The following is a 22,627-nucleotide window of genomic DNA, read 5'->3' as shown; positions in this document are numbered from 1 at the left end:
CTCTCCATGACCTACTCCCGTACCCGCATCGCCCGCGCGGTGGCCCTGTTGTGTGCCATGCACGCCCTGTTCTCCACCCCTGCGCAAGCCCATGGCGATGCGTCCGCCGCACCAACTGCCGCCAGCGATTCTCTGGAGGCACCGCAAGCCGTGATCGTCACCGGCACGCGCGGCAGCAACCGCACGCAGTTCGACACCATGGCGCCCGTGGATGTGTTCAACCGCGAAGATATCGGCGCCGTCGAATCGTCGGACTTGAACGATGTGCTGGCGCAACTCGTACCCTCGTACGTGGTGCAGCGCTTGCCGATGGCCGATGGGCAAGTCTTTGTGCGTCCCGCTACTTTGCGTGGCCTGTCGCCGGACCAGACTCTCGTGCTGATCAATGGCAAGCGCTTCCACCGTAGCGCCCTGCTGGGCGCGCGCGGCGCGCAAGCGCCGGACCTGGCGCAGATTCCCGTGTCCGCCATCAAGCGCATCGAAGTGCTGCGCGACGGCGCTTCGGCCCAGTACGGCTCCGACGCGATTGCCGGCGTGATCAACATCATCCTCGACGATACGCTGGGGACTGAGCTTTCCGTACATCACTCGCAATATTCGGAAGGCGACGGCAAGGGCAATGAACTCAACCTGAAGACGGGTTTTGCCTTTGGCGAGACGGGCAAGGCGACGATTTTTGGCGCACTTGCCCAGTCCGACCCCACCTCGCGCACGCGCCAGCGGGCCGACGCCATTGCCTTCCAGAACGCCCATCCGGAACTGAAGGTGCCCAATCCCGTACAGCGCTGGGGCCAGCCTGAGCAGGGCAGCAAGCGCATCGGCTTCAACGCCAGCATGGCCCTGTCCGACACGGCGGAACTGTACGGTTTCGGCCTGTTCAGCCGCAGCGACGGCACCTCGGACTTCAACTGGCGCAATCCCGACACCAGCACGGGTGCGTATAAAACCAGCAGCCTGTTCCCCGGCTGGGATTTGCGCAGCGTGTATCCGCTCGGTTTCAGCCCCAGCTATTCGAACGACCAGGATGATTTGCAGTTGGTAGCCGGTGTGCGTGGTCACTTCAACGACCGCTTCGGCTGGGATGTGAGCGCTTCCTACGGCCGCAACCGCATCGACTATCACTTGGCCAATTCCATCAATGCCTCGATGGGGCCGACCAGTCCGACTTCGTTTTACCTGGGTCAGTTGTCGCAGGCGGAAAAGATTCTCAACGCCAATTTTAATTATGAATTGCCCGTGGCGTCCTTGCCGCAACCGGTCAATATCGCGTTTGGCGCCGAGGCGCGCAATGAAACGTATGGCGTGAAGGCGGGCGATGCGGCGTCCTGGACGGTGGGGCCGGGCGCGGCCATCGGCCTCGACGCGAACGCCAACGGCGCACCGGGTTTCAGCGACCGTCAGGCGGGCAGCTGGGGCCAGGACAGCTATGCGGCTTACCTGGACGTGGAAGTGCCCGTCAGCAAGGCCCTGAGCCTGGGCGGCGCGGCCCGCTACGAGCATTTCTCGGAATTCGGCAGCACCGTCAACGGCAAGTTGTCGGCTCGCTATGCCTTGAGCGCGGACCTGGCCCTGCGCGGCTCCTACTCGACGGGTTTCCGCGCGCCAACACCCGGCCAGTCGAACACCAACAGCACGAATCAAGGCCTCGACACCAAGACCCTGCTGTTGTTTACCAGCGGCCGTCTGGCCAACAACGACCCGCTGGCCATCCTGCTCGGCGCGCAGGCGCTGAAGCCGGAAAAATCGAAAAACATGTCGCTGGGCTTTACCTGGAAGACGCAGGCCGGCTTTTCCGGTTCCGTCGACGTGTATGACATCAAGGTCAGCGACCGCTTCAGCACGTCCGCCGCGTTTGCCGTACCCGCTGGCGTGGCCAACCCGCTGCGCTACACCTCCGTCAGTTATTTTACGAATGACTTCGACACCACCACGCGCGGCATCGATATTGTGGGCAGCCACCTGAGCCGTATCGGCGACGGCAAGCTGAACCTGACCCTGGCCTACAATTACAACACAACGAAAGTCGATGGCGGAAAGTCCAGCCTGGTGACCAATCCGGCCCAGCGGCAGGTGTTCGAAGAGCGCCTGCCGCGCCAGAAAGCCACCATCAGCGGCAACTATGAGCTGGGCAGCTGGAATACCCTGGCGCGCGTGCGTTACTACGGCGCATGGACGGACAATTCCGGCAATGCCACGGGCGATATCTTCCAGCGCTTTGGCGCCATGCAATTTCTCGACCTGGCGGCCAGCTACAAGATCAGCGACAAGCAGTCCGTGCGCGTGGGGATCGACAACGTGCTGGACAGGTATCCAGATGAAGCAAGCTTCCAGGCCAGCCGCGGTCTGATCTATTCGCGCAACGCGCCGTACGACACGGACGGGCGTAATCTGTACGTCGAGTACAAAGTGAAATTTTAAGGGGAGATGACGATGAATCCACAACGCCGCGCCTTGCTGCGCGCGGGTTCGCTGGCGGCAACGCTGCCCTTGACGGCGGGTGCCGGATCGGCGGCGGCGGCGTCCACCTTGCCGGCGCTTTTACCAGCAGTGCCGGCCGGCACCACGCCGGAAGCCCTGGCCAGCAACCAGGCTTACTGGCAGGCCGTGGCCGCGCAATACGATACGACCAATGGCGTCGTGCAACTCGACAACGCCTTCTGGGGTTCGATGGCCAGGCCCGTGCTGATGCATTACCAGCAGCAATTGACCATGGTCAACCGCGACAATGCCTGGTATGCGCGCATGCGCTTCCCGGCCGACTTCGAAGCGGCCCGTGGGGCGGCGGCCAGGGCGCTGGGCGTGGGTATCGATGAAATCGTGCTGACGCGGGGCGCCACGGAAGCGCTGCAAGTCTTGATCGCTGGCTACAATCGCTTGCAGCCGGGCGATACGGTGTTGTACGCGGATATCGATTACGACAACATGATCACCGTCACGCGCTGGCTGCAGCAGCGGCGCGGCGCCCAGGTAGTGTCGATTGCCATGCCGGAACCATTTACGCATGACAACGTCATTGCTGCCTACGTGCAAGCCATGGAACGCCATCCGAAGCTGAAACTGATGCTGCTCACGCATGTCAATCACCGCAACGGCATGGTCTTGCCGGTGGCCGAGATCAGCCGCCTGGCGCGCGCACGGGGCATCGATGTCATCGTCGATACGGCGCATGGCTTTGGCCAGCTGGACATGACGATTCCCGACTTGCAGGCGGACTTTGCCGGCATCAACCTGCACAAATGGATAGGCGCGCCCGTCGGCGTGGGCGCCGCCTACATCAAGCGGGGCAGGCTGGCCGATATCGAACCGTACATGGGGGAACCGCGGGGGGGAAAGGCGGGCGAGGATATCCGCACCCGCGTGCACACGGGTACGGTGAATTTTGCCGCCTATCTGAGCTTGCCGGCGGCGCTGGACTTGCATGCGCAGATCGGCGTGGCCAATAAGCAGGCGCGGCTGCGGCTGCTGCGCAACCGCTGGGTGGAGGCAGCGCGTGGCATCGACGGCATCGAGGTGCTGGCGTCCAGCGACCCCCGCCTGACGAGCGCCATCGCCTCGTTCCGGCTAAAAGGCAAGACGAGCGTGGCGGACAGTTTTGCCTTGTCGAAAAAGCTGGTGCAGGAACACGGCATCTTTGCCGTACCGCGCGACGGTCTTGCCAGTGGCGCGTGCATGCGCGTCACGCCGGGCATCTTTACGCCCGAGTCGCACCTGGACAAGCTGATCGATGCCCTGCGCCAGATGGCCAAGGGCTGAGTTTGCTTCGGCAGGGGGGGGGGATGGTCTCAGTACTCTTCCCACTCGGTATCGGCGACCACGGCCAGTGCACCCGCCTTGCCTGCTTTCCTGGCGGGTGCGGCAGTGGCAGTGGCCGTGACGCGTGGCGCGGCGGCAAGCTTCGCTGGCGCGCGTGCCGGGGCGCGGATGGCTGGAGCCTGAACCGGTGGCTGCGCCTGCATATCGTCGAGCTTGAACACGCTGACGGCTTCGGCCAGGATGCCGGCCTGCTCCTGCAACGCTTCGGACGCGGCTGCCGCTTCTTCGACGAGGGCGGCATTTTGCTGTGTCACGGCATCCATTTCCGTGATGGCCTGGTTGATCTGTTCAATCCCCGCTTCCTGCTCGTTGCTGGCGGACGTGATCTCGGCCATGATGTCCGTTACGCGCCGCACGCTGCTGACGATCTCTTCCATGGTGCTGCCCGCCTGGTTCACCAGGCTGCTGCCGAGATTGACCTGGTGTACGGAATCGTCGATGAGTATCTTGATTTCCTTGGCGGCGGCGGCAGAGCGGTGAGCCAGGTTGCGTACTTCCGTGGCCACCACGGCAAAGCCACGGCCCTGTTCGCCCGCCCTGGCCGCTTCCACTGCCGCATTCAGGGCCAGGATATTGGTCTGGAAAGCAATGCCGTCAATGACGCCGATGATGTCGACGATTTTCTTTGACGAGGCATTGATCGAATCCATGGTCGTGATCACTTCCGCTACCACTTGGCCACCCTTGCTGGCCACGCTTGAGGCCGATTGCGCCATCTGGTTGGCCTGGCGTGCGTTTTCGCCATTCTGCTTGACGGTCGATGTCAGTTCTTCCATCGACGATGCGGTTTCTTCCAGCGAGCTGGCCTGTTGCTCCGTGCGCGAGGACAAGTCCATATTGCCGGAGGCGATTTCACGCGAGCCATGGGCGATGGCATCCGTGCCGTGGCGCACGCGGGCCACGATGCCTTGCAGATTGTCGTTCATTTCTTTCAAGGCGCGTAGCAGCAGGCCTGTTTCATCGGTGCCGCGCGCGTCGATGGTGCCCGACAAGTCGCCGGACGCCACCCGTTGTGCCACCTTGACGGCATCGTTGATGGGCCGGCTGATGGAGCGGCTGATCAGGATGGCCAGGACGATGGCAATGAGCGTCGCGACGATGGACAGGGACAGGGTCAGGATGATGGCCAGGCGCCCATCGGCGAGGGCTTGTTTGCCTTCGGCTGCCATCAGCGATTCCTGAAAGCCGGCCATGGCCGCCAGCGCCGTCAAGATTTTTTCTTGTGGATAGCGCAGCTGCGTCAGCAGGAAGATGCCTGCCGTTTCGGTTTTCCCCTCTTGCAACAGTTTGATATTCGCATCGCGCGTCTTGGCATAGCTTTCGCGGCTGGTCATCACGGCCTGGAACAGTTCCTGGCCCTTGGGCGTGTTGATCAGGGTTTTCAGGCGCGCCAGCAGTTCCAGGTTCTTTTTTGCCGACGCCTGAATCTTGGTCAGGGCACTGCTGACTTCGTCGGGATCATTGGCGCCGATGATGGCATTGCTCAGCAGCCGAGCCTGGATATTGATTTCGGACTGGATCGTATTCGACAGCATGACCTTGACATAGCGGTCATTGAGGATTTTTTCCGTCGATGTGTTGATGTTGCGGATGCGGCTCACGGAAACAAATGCGACCATGGCAAGCAGGACAATGATCAGGCCGAAACTGAAGGCCAGGCGGGTACTGATTTTAAGCTTGGACATAGGTAATCCATCCTCGGCGACATGGGGGAGGCGCCCGGCAGCATGTGTACACGCACCAGCCAGACGGGCAGGCGCGCTGCGGCACGATACCGATGCGGTCGTTTTTTCTTACAGAGAGCTAGCTCGGCAGGTATGAGGCCGTCATGCCAAGGGCAATGCCATGCATGCGCATTCCGGATCGCCGGCAAGGTCGTGCTGGCCCGGCCGGCGAATATTCTTGCGGGCCGCGCAGCGTGGTACGACCCGATTCTGTTGTTTAGTGTAGGACGATAATTTCTGGCAGGCAAGATGTTCTGGAAAAAAACCATTCGTCCAGCAACGCTTGCCGTGCGGGCATAAAAAATGCCCCGGCGTGCGGGGCATGGGTCTCACGCGGGCCGGTTCGGCCCTGGCACTCAGGCGCGCAAGGTGGACAGGATAGCTTGCAGTACGGCCGCGCCCAGGGCAGCGCTGCGGGCGCCGCTCCAGCCCGTTTGTGGGTCGGGATCGTTGGCATTGTCCTTGAACGGCAGTTCCAGGGTCAGCGCCAGGCAGCCGAAGGCGTGCGTGATATGGGGCGACCCCATGGTCAGCACTTCCGGCGTGAATGGGCCGTCTTCATAGCCGTGTTCATCCTGGAAGTCGGGGCTGGCCACCTTGAAGTCGGCGATGAAGCGGTCTTGCTCGGCCTTTTGTGCCGGCGTGAAATTTTCCAGCGCATCGCTGCCGGCGACGAACACGTAAGGCAGACCTTCGTCGCCATGTACGTCGAGGAACAGGTCGCAGCCGATTTCATGCATTTTTTGTTTCACCAGGAATACTTCCGGGCTGCGTTCCATCGTCGGCGTCATCCATTCACGGTTCAGGTTGGCGCCGGCCGCGTTGGTGCGCAGGTTGCCATGCACGGAACCGTCCGGGTTCATGTTCGGCACTACGTAGAAGACGGCGTCTTGCAGGCACTGGCGGGCAAACGGATTGGCCTGGTCCAGCAATGCTTCGAGCATGCCCTCGACAAACCATTCCGCCATCGTTTCGCCGGGATGCTGGCGCGCGATGACCCAGACTTTCTTCTCGGCATCGGCGTCACCGACCACCAGCAGATTCATGTCGCGGCCTTCCACTGTGCTGCCCAGGTCGATCAAGCGCACCAGCGGCGACGCTTGCGCGCTGTCGATCAGGGCCAGGTGGCGATCCCATGGGTACGGTTCGAAGTAGGCGTAGTACACGCTTTCTTCTTCCGGCGTGTGTTCGATGGTCATCACCGTGCCGTCAAAGCTGGTTGGCACGCGGAACCAGGTTTCGCGGTCATAGCTGGCCACAGCCTGGTAGTCTTTCCAGCCGTCCGGATAGGCCGACTTGCCTGCATTCATGAAGCGGATCGTGCACGCTTCGCCTTGCGCGCCTTGCAGGCGGAAATAAAACCACTGCGTGATGTCGGCGTGGGAATCCTTGCGGATGTTCAGCTCGATGGAGTGGGCATCGTCGGCGCGCAGCACCTCGATCGCGCCGGCGTCGAATTGCTGGCTGATTTTAATGGTCATGAGTGTTCCTGATAAAAACGTATGGGTTTTGCATCGTGTGCAATGGCGCGATGATACCTGTTTTGCGGTGGCCTTTGTGCTGGCGCAAACGATGACGGACGTGCTTTGCTAACGTGGAAGCTCCAACACGGGGAGATCATCATGGACGACAACGGCAGCCACATACGCGAACTGGAAAAGAAAGTCAGCGCCCTCAGCGACGCTCTGGCGCACCTGGGCAAGGGCACCACCTTGCAGGAATTGCTGCGCATCCTGCGTTTCCCCGGCTACACCACGCCGGCCGAATTTACCTTCAATGCTGCCATCCTCGATACCATGCTGGTGCAGGCCAATGCGCTGGAAAAGCTGGGGCAGGATTTGTTGGCGGGGGCCAAGCAAGTAGTGGCGAAACAGTAGCCTGGGGTCAGACCCGGCGGGGGGGGGGCGCCCCAATGGGGCACATCCCGATCGCGAAGCGACTGACCCCATTTACAGCCCGCCAAAACGTTCAAAAAACCACGGTTCCACGTCCGGCGCGTGCTCATCCTCGCGCCGCAGGGTGGCCAGGATATGTTCCTCGGCCGCTGCATGGGTGATGCGATACAGGTCGCGCGCCAGTGCATACGCTTGCGTGCCTGGCCACGGTTCGGGCAGCAGTTCGACGGGCAGTTGCGGATCGTGCAACTGCACGCGGCGATAGGCGTGCGTCAGCAGCGAGCGGATGACAAAGGCTTGCTCGGCATCGAACACGGGTTCTTCTTGCAGCAGGGTCAGCAGCGGCTGGAAGCGGGCGATGAATTTTTCGTAGCCGGCCATCACTTCCGACAAGTCCCAGCATTCGCCCACCATGTCGCGCAGGGGGCGTGTGCTGACATCCGGCAACTCCGTGGTGTGGCAAACATACAGCTTGCCCTGTACGTCGTTGCGCACGAGGATATCTTCCAGCGCCTCCGAGTTGCTGGCTGGATGGCCAAAGATGCCAGGAGAGATCAAGCCATAGCCCGCCCACAATAATTCCTTGCGCAGCGCGCCCCGTTCGGCGGCACCGATGCTGCCGGCCGGCCCGATCACCAGGGTCCAGCTGCCATCCCAGTGCACGACCAGCGGCGCATAGATGCGGCGATAGGCGCGCTCGAAGCGGGCCAGCGCCTCCGGGCGTATCGTATAGGCGCTGCGGCGGCCGTCGCGTTGCGAGCTGAGCCAGCCCTCCTGCGCCAGGCGAAAGACGCTGGTGCGCAGCAGGCGATCGTTGACGCCAAACGGTGCCAGCAGTTCGATCAGGCTGCCCAGCCAGATGGCGCCGCCGCGCGGCACGATGGCGTCGCCAAAGATGGTCATCACCAGGGACTTCGAGCGCGGTGGGTCGCTTTCCAGGAAATCGGCTATCCATGCCGTGCAGCGGGTGTTCTTCATGTGGTTCCGGTCTGGCCGTGTTGCGGTCGATTCAATAAAAGCAGCAGTTTACTTGGCTGCGCGGGTAGCGCGTCAATAATTTGCCGGAAGCGCTGGTGGCACTTCGCAGTATTTTCTCATCAGCAATATCATACGCACAAAAAAGCGGCACAAGATACGAATTTTTAAAATGACTCACATCAAGTGTATGCAAATCGTTTTTTGTATCGTATTATCTGTTCATCGCACCGCGTTGCTGCGCAAAATCAAAGACATGGGAGACAGATCATGTACGCACAAATGGTTGAAACCGGCCTCAAGAACGTCCGTTCCATCGATGACATGGACCAGGAAGAGCGCGCTTTTCAGGCGCGCATCGACGAAGGCATCAAGATCGAGGCCAAGGACTGGATGCCGGACGCTTACCGCAAGACCCTGATCCGCCAGATTTCGCAGCATGCGCATTCGGAAATCGTCGGTCAATTGCCCGAAGGTAACTGGGTCACGCGCGCGCCGACCTTGAAACGCAAGTCCATCCTGCTGGCGAAGATCCAGGATGAAGCCGGTCACGGCCTGTACCTGTACAGCGCCGCCGAAACCCTGGGCGTGTCGCGCGACGACTTGCTCGCTGCCTTGCACTCGGGCAAAGCCAAGTATTCCAGCATCTTTAACTATCCCACCCTGTCGTGGGCCGACATGGGCGCCATCGGCTGGCTGGTCGATGGCTCCGCCATCATCAACCAGATTCCCCTGTGCCGCTGCTCGTATGGCCCGTATGCGCGCGCCATGATCCGCGTCTGCAAGGAAGAATCGTTCCATGCGCGCCAGGGCTACGACATCATGATGTCGCTGTGCAAGGGCACGCCAGAACAGAAAGCCATGGCGCAGGATGCGCTGAACCGCTGGTGGTGGCCGTCCTTGATGATGTTCGGCCCGTCCGACGCCGCTTCCGTCAACAGCGCCCAATCGGCGCAGTGGCGCATCAAGCTGTTCTCGAATGATGAATTGCGCCAGCGCATGGTCGACCAGACTGTGCCGCAAATCGAATACCTGGGCTTGAGCGTGCCCGATCCCGACCTGACATTCAATGCCGAGACGGGGCACTATGAATTCGGCGAGATCGACTGGGCCGAGTTCAACAATGTATTGAAGGGCAATGGCCCATGCAACCGCGAGCGCCTGCAAACGCGGGTCAAGGCGTATGAAGACGGTGTATGGTTCCGCGATGCCTTGCTCGCGTATGCAGATAAACAAGCCGCAGTCAAAGCGGCAGCGTAAATACATAAGACAGATAGGGGAGAGCAACATGAGCAAAGAATGGCCATTGTGGGAAATTTTCATCCGCAGCCAGCACGGCCTGGCGCACAAGCATGTGGGCAGCCTGCACGCCTCCGACGCCACCATGGCGGTCAACCATGCGCGCGACGTCTACACGCGCCGCAATGAAGGCGTGAGCATCTGGGTGGTGCGCGCGGCCGATATCGTCGCCAGCAGCCCCGGCGACAAGGGGGCCCTGTTCGAGCCCTCGAACAGCAAGGTGTACCGCCATCCCACCTTCTTCCCGATGCCGGAAGAAGTCAAGAACCTGTGATGGGAGCGCCTGCAATGGATGACAAGCTCACTCAACAAAAGTTCGATTACCTCTTGTGCCTGGGTGACAACGCCCTGATCCTCAGCCAGCAACTGTCACAGCTGTGCGGCAAGGGGCCCGCGCTGGAAGAGGACATGGCGCTGACCAACGTGGCGCTGGACCTCCTGGGCCAGACGCGTTTGTGGTTCAGCTATGCGGCCGAACTGGAAAACGCGGGCCGCGACGAGGACGACATCGCCTTTTTGCGCGATGCCCACGACTTCAAGAATTGTTTGCTGCTGGAGCAGCCGAACGGCAATTATGCCGACACCATGATGCGCCAGTTCTTCTTCGACACCTGGCACTACTTCCAGTTGCTGGAACTGGCGACATGCAGTGATCCACGCATCGTCGAAGTGGCGCAAAAGTCGATCAAGGAAGTCACTTATCACCTGCGCCGCAGCGGTGACCTGATCGTGCGCCTCGGCGACGGCACGGCGGATAGCCACGCGAAGACGCAGGCCGCAGCCGACAAGCTGTGGATGTACACGGGCGAGATGTTCAAGTACGACGCCGTCGACCAGGCCATGGTCGCCGCCGGCGTCGCGCCGCCATCGGACATCCTGCGCCAGGCCTTCCTCGAACACGTGGCCGAGATCTTCGCCGAAGCCACCTTGACCGTGCCGGCGCCCGACGCCTGGATGCAAAAGGGCGGCAAGCAGGGCACGCACACGGAACACCTGGGTTTTATTTTGGCCGAAATGCAGTTCCTGCAGCGCGCCTATCCCGGGGCGGAGTGGTAATGAACACGGCCACGGCAGCGCTGGACGCCGCCCAGGTATGGGCCTGGCTGGGCGACGTGCCGGACCCGGAAATTCCCGTCATTTCGGTGGTGGACCTGGGTATCGTGCGCGCCGTCGATGTGGTCAGTGGCGAAGAGTGCATCGTGACGATCACGCCTACCTATTCGGGCTGCCCGGCCATGCAGGTAATCGCCGATGCCGTCACGGAGGCCTTGCGCAGCCATGGCGTGGCCAAGGTGACATTGATAAATCAGCTGGCGCCCGCCTGGACCACGGACTGGATGAGCGAGGCTGGCAAGGCCAAGCTGAAAGGCTATGGCATCGCCCCGCCACAGCAGCAGGTGATCGACATCAGCGGCCTGCGTAGAGGAACAGCGGGTGGTGTCAAGCGCCAGGCCATGCCGAAGCTGGAGGTGATCTGCCCGAACTGCGGTTCCACGCATACGCAGCTGACCAGCCAGTTCGGCTCCACACCGTGCAAGGCCCTGTACAAATGCCTGGCTTGCCGCGAACCGTTTGATTACTTCAAGTGCCACTAAAAAAATCAGGCACACGTTCCGAAGAAACTGGAGATGAAGCATGAGTAAATTTTATCCGCTGTCCGTGGCGAACGTGCGCAATGAAACGCGCGACACCATCGCCGTCACGTTCGACGTGCCGGCCGAACTGCAGCAGCAGTTCCGCTTCCAGCAGGGCCAGCACCTGACCCTGCGCGCCAATATCAATGCGGAAGACGTGCGCCGCTCGTATTCCATCTGTTCTGCGGTGCAGGATGGCACCCTGCGCGTGGCCATCAAGCGCACGCCGGGTGGCGCCTTTTCCACCTGGGCGAACGACACCCTGAAAGCTGGCGCCACCATCGAGGTGATGCCGCCCATGGGCCACTTCAACGTGCCGCTCGACTGCGTCAACCGCAAGCACTACCTGGCGTTTGCCGCCGGCAGCGGCATCACGCCCATCCTCTCCATCATCAAGACGACCCTGCTGACGGAACCATTGAGCCGCTTCACCCTGTTCTACGGTAACCGCGCCTCGTCGTCTGTCATCTTCAAGGAAGAATTGACAGACTTGAAGGATGTGTACCTGGAACGCCTGAATCTGGTCTACGTGATGAGCCGCGAGCAGCAGGACATCGAACTGTTCAACGGCCGCATCACGCAGGAAAAATGCGAGCAGTTCCTGCAGCACTGGATCCGTGTCGAAGACTACGACAACGCCTTCATCTGCGGTCCGGAAGACATGATGCTGGGCGTCTCAGCCGCCCTGCAGGCGGCCGGCATGCCGAAGCAGAATATCAAGATCGAACTGTTCGCCGCCAGCATCCCGAAAAATGCCCACAAGCCGCGCGCGCAGCTCGACGCGGCTGCCGTGCAGGAAACGGAAGTGACCGTCATCATGGATGGCAATCACACCACCTTCACGATGGACAAGGACAAGGAATCCATCCTCGACGCGGGCCTGCGCTATGGGCTGGACATGCGCTACTCGTGCAAGGGCGGCGTGTGCTCGACCTGCCGCTGCAAGATCCTCGACGGCAAGGTCGAAATGGACGTCAACTACGCGCTGGAAGACTATGAAGTGGCGCGCGGCTTCGTCCTCAGTTGCCAGAGTTTTCCGCTCACCGACAAGGTCGTGGTCGACTTCGACCAGGCTGAATAACCGCAGGCCCCAAGCGAAGACTGGGGTCGAATCTTCAGATTCGACCCCGGCACTTGTCCCTGGGTTAAAAAACTAAAGCGAGACACGCCATGAGCTACCAAAACATCCTCTTCACCATCGAACAGGGCATCGCCACCCTGACCCTGAACCGCCCCGACAAGCTCAACAGTTTTACGCAAGCCATGCACGAAGAAGTGCGTGACGCGATAGCGAAAGTAAACGCCGACAGTGCCGTGCGCGTGTTCGTGCTGACCGGCGCGGGCCGCGGCTTTTGCGCGGGCCAGGATCTGTCCGACCGTGCCGTGGAACCCGGCTCGAAGGGCGTGGACCTGGGCGAGTCGGTGGAAAAGAACTATGCGCCGCTGGTGCTGGCCTTGAAGGCCTTGCCGATGCCCGTGATCTGCGCCGTCAACGGCGTGGCCGCCGGCGCGGGCGCCAACCTGGCGCTGGCCTGCGACATCGTCATCGCCGGCAAGTCGGCCAGTTTCGTCGAAGTGTTCTGCAAGCTGGGCCTGATCCCGGACACGGGCGGCACCTTCTTCCTGCCACGCCTGATCGGTTCGGCGCGCGCCATGGGCCTGGCCCTGCTCGGTGAAAAACTGACGGCGGAAAAAGCGGAGGACTGGGGTTTGATCTGGAAATGCGTGGACGACGCCCAACTGGCGGAAGAAACGCAGAAACTGGCCGCGCACTTTTCCACGGCGCCGACCAAGGGCCTGGCTTATACCAAGCAGGCGCTGGCCGCCAGCGGCGCCAATACCTTGCCGCAGCAGCTGGCGCTGGAAGCGCGCATGATGAGCGAACTCGGTAACAGCGACGATTACCGCGAAGGCGTCGCCGCCTTCATGGAAAAGCGCGCACCGCAATTCAAGGGACACTGACATGAATGCATTGGCAAACAACAGCATCATCGCCGTCATCGGCAGCGGCGCCATGGGTGCCGGCATCGCACAGGTGGCAGCCGCCGCCGGCTACCGCGTGAAACTGTACGACACGCGCGCGGAAGCCGTCAGCAAGGCGCTGGCTGATATCGGCCAGATGTATGCGAAGCTGGCCGAAAAGGGCCGCATGACGCCTGACGAAGCCACGGCCGCCACGGCGCGCCTGCGGGCGGCACGCAGCCTGGCCGACGTGGCAGATGCCGCGCTGGTGGTGGAAGCCATCGTGGAAAACCTCGACGTCAAGCGCGGCCTGTTCGCCGAACTGGAGGCCGTGGTCAGCGACGACTGCATCCTGGCGACGAATACCTCGTCGATTTCCGTCACGGCCATCGCCGCCAAGTTGCGCCGTCCGGAGCGGCTGGTCGGCATGCATTTCTTTAACCCTGTTCCCTTGATGGCGTTGGTCGAAGTGATCAGTGGATTGGCCACCAGCGTGCAAGTCGCCGCCACCGTGTATGACACGTCGATTGCCTGGGGCAAGAACCCCGTGCATGCCAAATCGACGCCCGGCTTTATCGTCAACAGAGTCGCGCGTCCGTTTTACGCGGAAGGCTGGCGCTTGCTGAATGAACAGGCGGGCGATGCCGCCACCATCGACGCCGTGCTGCGCGAAGCGGGCGGTTTCCGCATGGGGCCATTCGAGTTGATGGACCTGATCGGCCACGACGTGAATTTCTCCGTCACGCAATCCGTGTTCGGCGCCTATTTCAACGACCCCCGTTTCACGCCGTCCGTGCTGCAACAGGAAATGGTCAACGCCGGTTTCCTCGGCCGCAAATCGGGCCGTGGCTTTTACCTGTATGGCGAAGGCGCGCCTGCCCCCGTAGCGCAGGCGGAAAGCGCGCAGCCGAAACCGGAATTCGTCGCCCTGTCGGCTGCCATCGGCGGCGATGGCCGTGGCCACAGCGGCGTCATCCGTAGCCTGGTACAGCGGCTGGAGCAGGCGGGCATCACCGTCAGCCGCCGCGTGACGCAGGAAGGCCAGGCGCATGACGAGGCGCCGGCCCTGCATTGCCATGGCGCCGCGATTTATCTCACGGACGGACGCAGCGCCACCCAGCGCGCACACGACAACCAGCATCCGGACACGGTGCTGTTCGACCTGGCGCTCGATTACGCCAGTGCCAAACGCATCGCCGTGGCCCGCGCCGACCAGTGCAGCGATGCCGCCTACGCCGCTGTCGTGGGCCTGTTCCAGGCAGCCGGTTTCATCGTCACGCGCCTGGACGACGTGCCTGGCCTGGCCGTCATGCGCACGGTGGCCATGCTGGCCAACGAGGCGGCCGATGCCGTCAACCAGGGCGTGTGCACGGTGGCTGCCGTCGATATCGCCATGCAGAAGGGCGTCAATTACCCGCGCGGACCGCTGGCCTGGGCTGATGCGGTGGGCGTCGCGCACATCGTGACCGTGCTGCACCACCTGGCGCAAGGCTATGGCGAAGACCGCTACAGAGTCTCGCCGCTGCTGCGCCGCAAACTCGCCAATGGAGCACAGTTTCATGCATAAAGTAGAGCATATCCACGCCGCCCAGGCCCTGGCCGAAGCGGCGGCCGCCTCCATGCTGTCGCGCGACAACGCCACCGCCGCCATGGGCATCGCCCTGGCCGAAGTGGGCCCCGGCCATGCGCGCATGACGATGACGGTGCGCGCCGACATGCTCAATGGCCACCAGACCTGCCATGGCGGCTTTATCTTTGCCCTGGCCGACAGTGCCTTCGCGTTTGCCTGCAACAGCTACAACATGAACACGGTCGGCGCCGGCTGCACCATCGATTACCTGGCGCCGGGCCGCGAGGGCGACGTGCTGACGGCGCACGCCGTCGAACAGGCGCTGGCCGGCAAGAGCGGCGTCTACGACGTCAGGGTGAGCAACCAGGATGGCCGCGCCATCGCGCTCTTTCGCGGCAAGTCGATCCGCGTGGCGGGTGAAGTCATACAAGAGCAGTCTTGAACTGCCGTTGCAGCTTTAAATAGTTAAAGAACCGATTAGGAGACAGAAATGGTCCAACGTACGCCTTCCCCGAATGACCTCGAGCCGATCGAGCGCGCCAGCAAGGATGAACTGCAGGCGCTGCAGCTCGAACGCATGAAATGGACGCTCAAGCACGCGTATGACAACGTGCCCCATTACCGCGCCGCTTTTGACGAAGCGGGCGTGCATCCGGACGACCTGAAGTCGCTGTCCGACTTGTCGAAATTCCCGTTCACCGATAAAAAAGTCTTGCGCGATAATTACCCGTTTGGCCTGTTTGCCGTGCCGCGCGAGCAAGTGGTGCGCATCCACGCGTCGAGCGGCACCACGGGCAAGGCCACGGTGGTTGGCTACACGCAGAACGACATCGATACCTGGGCCAATGTGGTGGCGCGCTCGATTCGCGCCGGCGGCGGCCGCGCGGGCGACATGGTGCATATCTCCTACGGCTACGGCCTGTTCACGGGCGGCCTGGGCGCGCATTACGGCGCCGAACGCCTGGGCTGCACGGTCATCCCGATGTCGGGCGGGCAGACGGAAAAGCAGGTGCAATTGATCCAGGATTTCAAGCCGTCTATCATCATGGTCACGCCATCGTACATGCTCAACATCATCGAGGAATTCACGCGCCAGGGTCTCGATCCGGCTGAATCGTCGCTGAAGGTGGGCATCTTCGGTGCCGAGCCGTGGACGGACGCCATGCGTTCGGAAATCGAAGCGCGTGCCGGCATCGACGCCGTCGATATCTACGGCTTGTCCGAAGTGATGGGCCCTGGCGTGGCGTCCGAATGCATCGAGAGCAAAGACGGTCCCGTCATCTGGGAAGACCATTTTTACCCGGAGATCATCGATCCGGAAACGGGCGAAGTGCTGCCGGACGGCGCAGAGGGCGAGCTGGTGTTTACCTCGCTGTCGAAAGAAGCGCTGCCCATCATCCGCTACCGCACGCGCGATTTGACCCGCTTGCTGCCGCCCACCTCGCGCTCGATGCGCCGCATCGGCAAGATCACGGGCCGTTCGGACGACATGCTGATCATCCGCGGCGTGAACGTCTTCCCCACGCAGATCGAAGAGCTGATCCTCAAAATGCCGAAGCTGGCGCCGCAATACCAGCTGGTGGTCACGCGCGACGGCCACCTCGACAAGCTCGAAGTGATCGCCGAGCTGCGCATCGACCTGACGTCGAGCATCTCGGCCAGCGAAACGGACGCCCTGACGCGCGAGCTGGAACACCGCATCAAGACGCACGTGGGCGTGAGCACGCGCGTGCGCCTGGTGGCCGCTGCCGGCATCGAACGCACTTTGACGGGCAAGGCCCGCCGCGTGGTCGACCAGCGGCCGAAGATTTTCTCCTGATAGCCCGAACAAGGAACCAAACATGAACGACGCTTTTATCTGTGACGCCGTACGCACCCCGTTTGGCCGCTACGGCGGTTCCCTCTCCAGCGTGCGCGCGGACGACTTGGGCGCGCTGCCGATTGCCGCGCTGATCGCCCGCAACCCGTCCGTCGACTGGTCCGCCATCGACGACGTGTTCTACGGCTGCGCCAATCAGGCGGGCGAAGACAACCGCAACGTGGGCCGCATGGCCGCGCTGCTGGCTGGCTTGCCTGCCGCCGTACCCGCCAATACCATCAACCGCCTGTGCGGCTCCAGCCTGGATGCCGTCGGCATGGCTGCCCGCTCCATCAAGGCGGGCGAAGCGGAGCTGATCATCGCCGGTGGCGTGGAAAGCATGACGCGCGCGCCTTTCGTGATGGGCAAGGCCGACAGCGCCTTCTCGCGCGCGGCGAAAATCGAAGACACGACCCTGGGCTGGCGCTTCGTCAACGGCAAGATGAAAACGCAGTACGGCATCGACACCATGCCGGAAACGGCGGAAAACGTGGCCGTGGAATTTGGCATCAGCCGCGCCGACCAGGATGCGTTGGCGCTGCGCAGCCAGCAGCGCTGGGCAGCCGCCCATGCGGCCGGCGTCTTCGATCGCGAAATCGTGCCTGTCGCCGTGCCGCAAAAAAAGGGTGATCCAAAGATGGTCACCAGCGACGAACATCCGCGTCCCGACACCTCGATCGAGATGCTGGCAAAGCTCAAGGGCGTGGTCAGGCCGGACGGCACGGTCACGGCTGGCAATGCCTCGGGCCTGAACGACGGCGCCTGCGCCATCCTGCTGGCGTCCGCCGCCGCCGTGGATAAATACAAATTGACGCCGCGCGCAAAGGTGCTGGGCATGGCCACGGCCGGCCTGGCGCCGCGCATCATGGGTTTTGGCCCGTCGCCCGCGTCGCGCAAGGTGCTGGCGCAGACAGGATTGACCATCGAGCAGATGGATGTGATCGAACTCAATGAAGCGTTTGCGGCGCAGGCGCTGGCCGTGACGCGCGACCTGGGCCTGGCGGACGATGCGGTCCACGTGAACCCGAATGGCGGGGCGATTGCCATCGGCCATCCGCTGGGCGCATCCGGTGCGCGCCTGGTGATGGCGGCCCTGAACCAGCTGGAGCGCACGGGTGGGCGCTATGCGCTGTGCACCATGTGCATCGGCGTGGGGCAGGGTATTGCCGTTGTCATCGAACGCGTATAAAAGCAGTACACAAAACAAGGTGCAAGATAGCACCATCCAATTTGACCGTAATGCCAACCTGGTGGAGACCACAATGATTGCCAATATCTTCAAGAAAACCCTGATCGCCGGCGTGCTGGCCATGTCCGCTGCGGGCGCGTATGCGGCCGAGAACATCAAGATCGGTTCCGTGCTGTCCGTCACGGGACCGGCCGCCTTCCTGGGCGACCCTGAACTGAAAACCCTGCAGCTGTACATCGAGAAAATCAATGCGGCCGGCGGCGTGCTGGGGCGCAAGCTGGAACTGGTGCACTACGACGATGGCAGCGATGCGGCCAAGGCAAACGGTTTTACCAAGCGCCTGATCGAGTCGGACAAGGTCGATGTACTGATCGGCGGCACCACCACGGGGGCAACGATGGCGATGGCACCGCTGGTGGAGCGCGCCAGCATGCCGTTCATCTCGCTGGCCGGCGCCGTGGTGATCATCGATCCCGTGAAAAAATGGGTCTTCAAGACGCCGCATACGGACCGTATGGCGGCCGAGAAGGTATTCGAGGACATGAAGAAGCGCGGCATCAGCAAGGTGGGCCTGCTGTCGGAAACGAGCGGCTTCGGCGCCTCGGGGCGCAAGGAATCGCAGATCGTCGCCTCGAAATATGGCATCACCCTGGTGGCCGATGAAACTTATGGTCCGAAAGACACGGACATCACGGCGCAGCTCACGCGCATCAAGAACACCGCCGGCGTGCAAGCCGTCTTCGTCTTCGGCCTGGGCCAGGGGCCGGCGGTCGTGACCAAGAACTACGGCCAGCTGGGCATGGCCGCACTGCCGCTGTACCAGTCACACGGCGTGGCGTCGGACGAATATCTGAAGCTGTCCGGCAAAGCCGCCGAAGGCGTGCGCCTGCCAACGCCAGCCCTGCTGATCGGCGCCATGCTGCCGGACAGCGACGCGCAAAAGGCCATCGTGGTCGGCTACGACAAGACGTATAAAGAGCGCTACAAGATTGATCCGTCGACCTTTGGTGGCTATGCGCTCGATGCCCTGAACCTGTCGGTGGATGCCATCAAGCGTGCCGGCGGCACGGACCGCGAAAAAGTGCGCACGGCACTGGAACAGACCAAGAATTTTGTGGGCACGACCGGCGTTTTCAACATGTCGGCGAAAGACCACATGGGCCTGGACCTGTCGGCGTTCCGCATGGTGGAAGTGAAGAACGGCGAATGGCAATTGTCGAAATAATGTAAGCCAGAAGTACCTGCGCGGGCTGCCCTCGAAGGCGGTCCGCGCGTAGCCGAACATAATGGAGACACCATGGAAGTCGCTCAATTTCTACAATTTCTGTATTCCGGGATGACGGTCGGTTCCGCCTACGCGCTGGCGGCACTGGGCTTTACCATCATCTACAACACCAGCGGCGTGATCAACTTCGCCCAGGGCGAGTTCATCATGCTGGGCGGGATGCTGGCCGCCGTGATGTCCGCCGCCGGCGTGCCGCTGCCGCTGGCCATCATCCTGGCCGTCATCGCCACGGGCCTGGTTGGCCTGTTGATGGAAAAAACCGTGATCGAACCGGCGCAAAATGCGCAGGTCATTACCCTGTTGATCATCACCATCGGTGCCTCGCTGGTGCTGCGTGGCCTGGTGCAAATCTGGCTGGGCAAGGACACGCACTCGCTGCCAGCCTTTTCCGGCGACGCGCCGATCGAATTTTTGGGCGCCAGCCTGCTGCCGCAAAGCCTGTGGGTGCTGGGCGTGACCGTCGTCATCGTGCTGGTGCTGGGCTGGTTCTTCGGTCGCACCCTGATGGGCAAGGCCATGCTGGCCACTTCGCACAACAAGCTGGCTGCGCAACTGGTGGGCATCAACACGCGCAAGGTGCTGCTGTTTTCGTTCGGCCTGTCAGCACTCTTGGGCGCGGCGGGCGGCATCCTTGTTGCGCCGATCACGTATACCTCGTATGACGCGGGCATCATGCTGGGCCTGAAAGGCTTTGTCGCTGCCGTATTGGGTGGCCTGGGCGGAGGCGCCGGCGCGATTGCCGGTGGCCTGATCCTGGGCATCGCCGAAGCCATGACGGCCGGTTACATTTCGTCGGCCTACAAGGACGCCGTGCCGTTCGTGCTGATTTTATTGATCCTGTTCTTCCTGCCGCAAGGCTTGTTTGGCGCTAAAAATTCGGAGCGTGTATGAAGACGCAGTTGCCAACATTCCTTACCAGTTCGCGCCATGGCGGGCTGCTGTTGCTGGCCCTGGTGCTGGCCATCCTGCCGCTGTTTCTCACCAACGCGTTCTATTATGACGTGGCGATCCGCATTGCGCTCAACGCCATCGTCGTCATCGGCCTGAACCTGCTGATGGGCTATACGGGCCAGATCAGTCTGGGCCACGCGGGTTTCTATGGCCTGGGCGCGTATGCGTCGGCCGTGCTGACCACGCACTACAACTGGCCGCCGCTGGCGGCGCTGGCGGCGGGCGCCGTCGCTACTGGCCTGCTGGCGCTGTTGCTGGCCCGCCCTGTATTGAAACTCAAGGGCCATACCCTGGCCATGGCGACCCTGGGACTGGGCATCATCATTTCCATCGTCATCAACAACGAGACGCAGTGGACGGGCGGCCCGGACGGCATCGGCGTCTCCGCCTTCAGTATCGCCGGTCTGGAAATCGCCGGTGAAAAATCGTGGTACCTGGTGTGCGCCGTGCTGCTGTTGCTGGTCACGTGGCTGGCCCTGAACCTGATCGATTCGCCCGTCGGGCGCGCGCTGCAGGCGATCCACGGCTCGGAAGTGGCGGCCCGCGTGGTCGGCGTCGATACGACCCGCTTCAAGGTGCGCGTGTTCGTGCTGTCGGCCGTCATTGCCAGCATCGCGGGCAGCATCAGCGCCCACTACATCGGCTTCATTACACCGAACCTGGCCGGTTTCTTCCACTCGATCGAGCTGGTGACGATGGTGGTGGTGGGCGGCATGGCGTCGATCTTCGGTTCCATCATCGGCGCGGCCCTGCTGACGATCCTGCCGCAACTGTTGTCCAGTTTTGAAGGCTGGGAAACGGTGGTCTTCGGCGTGATCCTGATGGCGACCATGATTTTCATGCCCAAGGGGCTGGTACCGAGCCTGGCCAGCCGTTCGCGCAAGCGGGCAGGGGTGCCGCAGGCACCCGAAGCCCCCGAAGGCGCGGCAAAACCACCGGCACAGGAGGTGTGAGATGCTGACGATTAATAAACTGAGCAAGAGCTTTGGCGGCGTGCATGCGGTGCAGGATGTGAGCTTTACCGTCAAGGAAGGCAATATCCATTCCGTGATCGGGCCGAATGGCGCCGGCAAGACGACTCTGTTCAACCTGATCACGGGCGTGTACACGCCGAGCAAGGGCGAGATTTTGCTGAATGGCGAGAACGTGGCCGCCATGTCGCCCGATGCGTTGGCGCGGCGCGGCATGAGCCGCACCTTCCAGAATCTGCAAGTGTGCATGAACATGACGGCCATCGACAACGTGATGGTGGGCGCGCATTTGCGCCTGAACCAGAACCTGTTCGCCTCCATGCTGCGTTTGCCGTCCGTGCGCCGTGCCGATGCTGCTTGCCGCGACGAGGCGGCGGGCCTGATGGAGTTTGTCGGCGTGGGGCGGCATATCGATGACGAGGCGGGGCAGATGTCGTATGGGGCGTTAAAACGCCTGGAAATCGCCCGCGCTCTGGCGGCCAAGCCGAAAGTGCTGCTGCTCGATGAACCGGCGGCTGGCCTGAACCATACGGAGACGGGCGAGATCGAAGCCTTGATACGCAAGGTGGCGCAATCGGGTGTGACGGTGGTGCTGGTCGAGCATGACATGAAACTGGTGATGAATCTGTCGGACCATATCCTGGTGCTCGACTATGGCAAGAAGCTGGCCGAAGGGACTGCCGCCGAAGTGCGCGCGAACCCCGACGTGGTGGCGGCATATCTGGGAGTGGCTGCATGAAGTACGAAAAAAATCAGGAAAAACCTCAGACACCGCTGGTGCTCGATATCGCCGGCTTGACCAGCCATTACGGCCGCATTCAGGCCTTGCATGGCATCGACTTGCAGGTGCGCCAGGGCCAACTGGTAGCGCTGGTGGGCGCGAATGGCGCCGGCAAGACCACCCTGCTGCGGGCGATTTCGGGCGTGCAGCCGATCAGCGCCGGCAGCATCGCCTTCGCCGGCCAGGACGTCAGCCGCATGAGTGCCGACAGGCGCGTGCGTGCCGGCATTTGCCAGGTGCCGGAAGGGCGGCAAGTGTTCGGCCCCATGACGGTGGAAGACAATCTTTGCCTGGGCGCCTTTACGCGCCCGGCACAGGACGTGGCGGGCGACATGGAGCGCATGTACGGCCTGTTCCCGATTTTGAAGGAAAAGCGGCTGCTGCTGGCCGGGACCTTATCGGGCGGGCAGCAGCAGATGCTGGCCATGGCGCGTGCGCTGATGGGCCGTCCGCAACTGCTGCTGCTCGACGAGCCCAGCATGGGCCTGGCGCCCTTGCTGATCGCCGAAATCTTCCGCATCGTGGCCGAACTGCGCGACCAGGGCATCACCATCTTCCTCGTCGAGCAAAACGCGCATGCCGCCCTGTCGATCGCGGACGTGGGCTATGTGATCGAGACGGGCGCCATTACGCTGTCTGGTCCCGGTCCCGAATTGCTGCACAACGAGCAGGTACAAAGCGCGTACTTGGGTATGTAAAAATCCGGGGTCAGACCCCAGC

At 62.2% G+C, this 22,627-nt stretch carries 21 protein-coding genes; 18 read left to right on the top strand and 3 right to left on the bottom strand.

Translation table 11 applies throughout. The features are described from left to right. The first annotated feature begins 6 nt into the window (after positions 1–6). Both ACQ4WP_RS12915 and ACQ4WP_RS12910 read left to right on the top strand, forming a co-directional pair. Complete coding sequence (locus tag ACQ4WP_RS12915; protein WP_436521158.1) at positions 7–2,418, top strand: TonB-dependent receptor plug domain-containing protein; 2,412 nt, start codon at positions 7–9, stop codon at positions 2,416–2,418. Between the two features lie 12 nt (positions 2,419–2,430). Further along, a complete protein-coding gene (locus tag ACQ4WP_RS12910) occupies positions 2,431–3,753 on the top strand; it encodes an aminotransferase class V-fold PLP-dependent enzyme (protein WP_436521156.1) in 1,323 nt (440 codons plus the stop codon). Between the two features lie 29 nt (positions 3,754–3,782). Here ACQ4WP_RS12910 and ACQ4WP_RS12905 read toward each other — a convergent pair whose 3' ends face one another. Both ACQ4WP_RS12905 and ACQ4WP_RS12900 read right to left on the bottom strand, forming a co-directional pair. After that, positions 3,783–5,498 (bottom strand): methyl-accepting chemotaxis protein, encoded by a 1,716-nt coding sequence (locus tag ACQ4WP_RS12905; RefSeq protein WP_436521154.1) that lies wholly within the window; start codon positions 5,496–5,498, stop codon positions 3,783–3,785. Between the two features lie 395 nt (positions 5,499–5,893). Next, complete coding sequence (locus tag ACQ4WP_RS12900; RefSeq protein ID WP_436521152.1) at positions 5,894–7,018, bottom strand: M14 family metallopeptidase; 1,125 nt, start codon at positions 7,016–7,018, stop codon at positions 5,894–5,896. Between the two features lie 141 nt (positions 7,019–7,159). Here ACQ4WP_RS12900 and ACQ4WP_RS12895 point away from each other — a divergent pair, with 141 nt between their 5' ends. Further along, positions 7,160–7,414, top strand: coding sequence for a hypothetical protein (locus tag ACQ4WP_RS12895; protein ID WP_436521150.1), 255 nt, complete (start codon positions 7,160–7,162; stop codon positions 7,412–7,414). Between the two features lie 72 nt (positions 7,415–7,486). Here ACQ4WP_RS12895 and paaX read toward each other — a convergent pair whose 3' ends face one another. Next, complete coding sequence (gene paaX / locus ACQ4WP_RS12890; RefSeq protein WP_436521148.1) at positions 7,487–8,410, bottom strand: phenylacetic acid degradation operon negative regulatory protein PaaX; 924 nt, start codon at positions 8,408–8,410, stop codon at positions 7,487–7,489. 267 nt (positions 8,411–8,677) lie between these two features. On the opposite strand from paaX, the gene paaA reads away from it, so the two are divergent. The 15 genes from paaA (at position 8,678) to ACQ4WP_RS12815 (ending at position 22,605) form a co-directional block, all read left to right on the top strand. After that, a complete protein-coding gene (gene paaA / locus ACQ4WP_RS12885) occupies positions 8,678–9,667 on the top strand; it encodes a 1,2-phenylacetyl-CoA epoxidase subunit PaaA (protein ID WP_436521146.1) in 990 nt (329 codons plus the stop codon). 28 nt (positions 9,668–9,695) lie between these two features. Continuing rightward, positions 9,696–9,980 (top strand): 1,2-phenylacetyl-CoA epoxidase subunit PaaB, encoded by a 285-nt coding sequence (paaB, locus tag ACQ4WP_RS12880; RefSeq protein WP_100874526.1) that lies wholly within the window; start codon positions 9,696–9,698, stop codon positions 9,978–9,980. Between the two features lie 14 nt (positions 9,981–9,994). After that, on the top strand, positions 9,995–10,762 hold the full coding sequence (gene paaC, locus ACQ4WP_RS12875) for a 1,2-phenylacetyl-CoA epoxidase subunit PaaC (RefSeq protein WP_436521143.1): 768 nt from the start codon (positions 9,995–9,997) through the stop codon (positions 10,760–10,762). Beyond that, positions 10,762–11,301, top strand: coding sequence for a 1,2-phenylacetyl-CoA epoxidase subunit PaaD (paaD, locus tag ACQ4WP_RS12870; protein ID WP_436521141.1), 540 nt, complete (start codon positions 10,762–10,764; stop codon positions 11,299–11,301). The genes paaC and paaD overlap by 1 nt, the downstream gene beginning before the upstream one ends. A gap of 40 nt (positions 11,302–11,341) precedes the next feature. Continuing rightward, entirely contained in the window at positions 11,342–12,421 is a 1,080-nt protein-coding gene (gene paaE, locus ACQ4WP_RS12865) for a 1,2-phenylacetyl-CoA epoxidase subunit PaaE (protein WP_436521139.1), read from the top strand. Positions 12,422–12,510: 89 nt separating this feature from the next. After that, entirely contained in the window at positions 12,511–13,302 is a 792-nt protein-coding gene (paaG, locus tag ACQ4WP_RS12860) for a 2-(1,2-epoxy-1,2-dihydrophenyl)acetyl-CoA isomerase PaaG (protein WP_436521137.1), read from the top strand. Between the two features lies 1 nt (position 13,303). After that, the gene (gene paaH, locus ACQ4WP_RS12855) at positions 13,304–14,869 is read left to right on the top strand and encodes a 3-hydroxyacyl-CoA dehydrogenase PaaH (RefSeq protein ID WP_436521135.1); all 1,566 of its coding nucleotides are present in this window, start codon (positions 13,304–13,306) and stop codon (positions 14,867–14,869) included. Beyond that, on the top strand, positions 14,862–15,314 hold the full coding sequence (gene paaI / locus ACQ4WP_RS12850; RefSeq protein WP_436521133.1) for a hydroxyphenylacetyl-CoA thioesterase PaaI: 453 nt from the start codon (positions 14,862–14,864) through the stop codon (positions 15,312–15,314). Before paaH ends, paaI begins: the two co-directional genes overlap by 8 nt. A 48-nt stretch (positions 15,315–15,362) precedes the next feature. Then, positions 15,363–16,691 carry a phenylacetate--CoA ligase PaaK gene (gene paaK, locus ACQ4WP_RS12845; protein ID WP_436521131.1) on the top strand — a complete coding sequence of 443 codons (1,329 nt, stop codon included), beginning with the start codon at positions 15,363–15,365 and terminating at the stop codon, positions 16,689–16,691. A 22-nt stretch (positions 16,692–16,713) separates the two neighbouring features. Next, positions 16,714–17,919 carry a 3-oxoadipyl-CoA thiolase gene (gene pcaF, locus ACQ4WP_RS12840; protein WP_436521129.1) on the top strand — a complete coding sequence of 402 codons (1,206 nt, stop codon included), beginning with the start codon at positions 16,714–16,716 and terminating at the stop codon, positions 17,917–17,919. A gap of 73 nt (positions 17,920–17,992) precedes the next feature. Then, positions 17,993–19,144: an ABC transporter substrate-binding protein gene (locus tag ACQ4WP_RS12835; RefSeq protein WP_436521127.1), complete on the top strand. Its 1,152-nt coding sequence runs from the start codon at positions 17,993–17,995 to the stop codon at positions 19,142–19,144. 72 nt (positions 19,145–19,216) lie between these two features. Next, entirely contained in the window at positions 19,217–20,095 is an 879-nt protein-coding gene (locus ACQ4WP_RS12830) for a branched-chain amino acid ABC transporter permease (RefSeq protein WP_046684305.1), read from the top strand. Next, positions 20,092–21,108 (top strand): branched-chain amino acid ABC transporter permease, encoded by a 1,017-nt coding sequence (locus tag ACQ4WP_RS12825; RefSeq protein ID WP_436521125.1) that lies wholly within the window; start codon positions 20,092–20,094, stop codon positions 21,106–21,108. The genes ACQ4WP_RS12830 and ACQ4WP_RS12825 overlap by 4 nt, the downstream gene beginning before the upstream one ends. Before the next feature lies 1 nt (position 21,109). Continuing rightward, positions 21,110–21,865 (top strand): ABC transporter ATP-binding protein, encoded by a 756-nt coding sequence (locus ACQ4WP_RS12820; RefSeq protein ID WP_436521123.1) that lies wholly within the window; start codon positions 21,110–21,112, stop codon positions 21,863–21,865. Next, positions 21,862–22,605: an ABC transporter ATP-binding protein gene (locus ACQ4WP_RS12815; protein WP_436521121.1), complete on the top strand. Its 744-nt coding sequence runs from the start codon at positions 21,862–21,864 to the stop codon at positions 22,603–22,605. Before ACQ4WP_RS12820 ends, ACQ4WP_RS12815 begins: the two co-directional genes overlap by 4 nt. Positions 22,606–22,627 lie beyond the last annotated feature (22 nt).

Source organism: Janthinobacterium lyxosi, assembly GCF_051380665.1.
In the GTDB taxonomy this organism is placed as follows: Bacteria; Pseudomonadota; Gammaproteobacteria; order Burkholderiales; family Burkholderiaceae_D; genus Janthinobacterium.
The sequence above is the reverse complement of the archived record's forward strand: the minus strand, read 5'-3'. Positions and strand labels throughout refer to the sequence as shown.

Excerpts from the sequence above, each read along its gene's own strand:
- ACQ4WP_RS12915 (WP_436521158.1), top strand. The coding sequence starts at position 7 with ATGACCTACTCCCGTACCCGCATCGCCCGCGCGGTGGCCCTGTTGTGT.
- ACQ4WP_RS12910 (WP_436521156.1), top strand. The coding sequence starts at position 2,431 with ATGAATCCACAACGCCGCGCCTTGCTGCGCGCGGGTTCGCTGGCGGCA.
- ACQ4WP_RS12905 (WP_436521154.1), bottom strand. The coding sequence starts at position 5,498 with ATGTCCAAGCTTAAAATCAGTACCCGCCTGGCCTTCAGTTTCGGCCTG.
- ACQ4WP_RS12900 (WP_436521152.1), bottom strand. The coding sequence starts at position 7,018 with ATGACCATTAAAATCAGCCAGCAATTCGACGCCGGCGCGATCGAGGTG.
- ACQ4WP_RS12895 (WP_436521150.1), top strand. The coding sequence starts at position 7,160 with ATGGACGACAACGGCAGCCACATACGCGAACTGGAAAAGAAAGTCAGC.
- paaX (WP_436521148.1), bottom strand. The coding sequence starts at position 8,410 with ATGAAGAACACCCGCTGCACGGCATGGATAGCCGATTTCCTGGAAAGC.
- paaA (WP_436521146.1), top strand. The coding sequence starts at position 8,678 with ATGTACGCACAAATGGTTGAAACCGGCCTCAAGAACGTCCGTTCCATC.
- paaB (WP_100874526.1), top strand. The coding sequence starts at position 9,696 with ATGAGCAAAGAATGGCCATTGTGGGAAATTTTCATCCGCAGCCAGCAC.
- paaC (WP_436521143.1), top strand. The coding sequence starts at position 9,995 with ATGGATGACAAGCTCACTCAACAAAAGTTCGATTACCTCTTGTGCCTG.
- paaD (WP_436521141.1), top strand. The coding sequence starts at position 10,762 with ATGAACACGGCCACGGCAGCGCTGGACGCCGCCCAGGTATGGGCCTGG.
- paaE (WP_436521139.1), top strand. The coding sequence starts at position 11,342 with ATGAGTAAATTTTATCCGCTGTCCGTGGCGAACGTGCGCAATGAAACG.
- paaG (WP_436521137.1), top strand. The coding sequence starts at position 12,511 with ATGAGCTACCAAAACATCCTCTTCACCATCGAACAGGGCATCGCCACC.
- paaH (WP_436521135.1), top strand. The coding sequence starts at position 13,304 with ATGAATGCATTGGCAAACAACAGCATCATCGCCGTCATCGGCAGCGGC.
- paaI (WP_436521133.1), top strand. The coding sequence starts at position 14,862 with ATGCATAAAGTAGAGCATATCCACGCCGCCCAGGCCCTGGCCGAAGCG.
- paaK (WP_436521131.1), top strand. The coding sequence starts at position 15,363 with ATGGTCCAACGTACGCCTTCCCCGAATGACCTCGAGCCGATCGAGCGC.
- pcaF (WP_436521129.1), top strand. The coding sequence starts at position 16,714 with ATGAACGACGCTTTTATCTGTGACGCCGTACGCACCCCGTTTGGCCGC.
- ACQ4WP_RS12835 (WP_436521127.1), top strand. The coding sequence starts at position 17,993 with ATGATTGCCAATATCTTCAAGAAAACCCTGATCGCCGGCGTGCTGGCC.
- ACQ4WP_RS12830 (WP_046684305.1), top strand. The coding sequence starts at position 19,217 with ATGGAAGTCGCTCAATTTCTACAATTTCTGTATTCCGGGATGACGGTC.
- ACQ4WP_RS12825 (WP_436521125.1), top strand. The coding sequence starts at position 20,092 with ATGAAGACGCAGTTGCCAACATTCCTTACCAGTTCGCGCCATGGCGGG.
- ACQ4WP_RS12820 (WP_436521123.1), top strand. The coding sequence starts at position 21,110 with ATGCTGACGATTAATAAACTGAGCAAGAGCTTTGGCGGCGTGCATGCG.
- ACQ4WP_RS12815 (WP_436521121.1), top strand. The coding sequence starts at position 21,862 with ATGAAGTACGAAAAAAATCAGGAAAAACCTCAGACACCGCTGGTGCTC.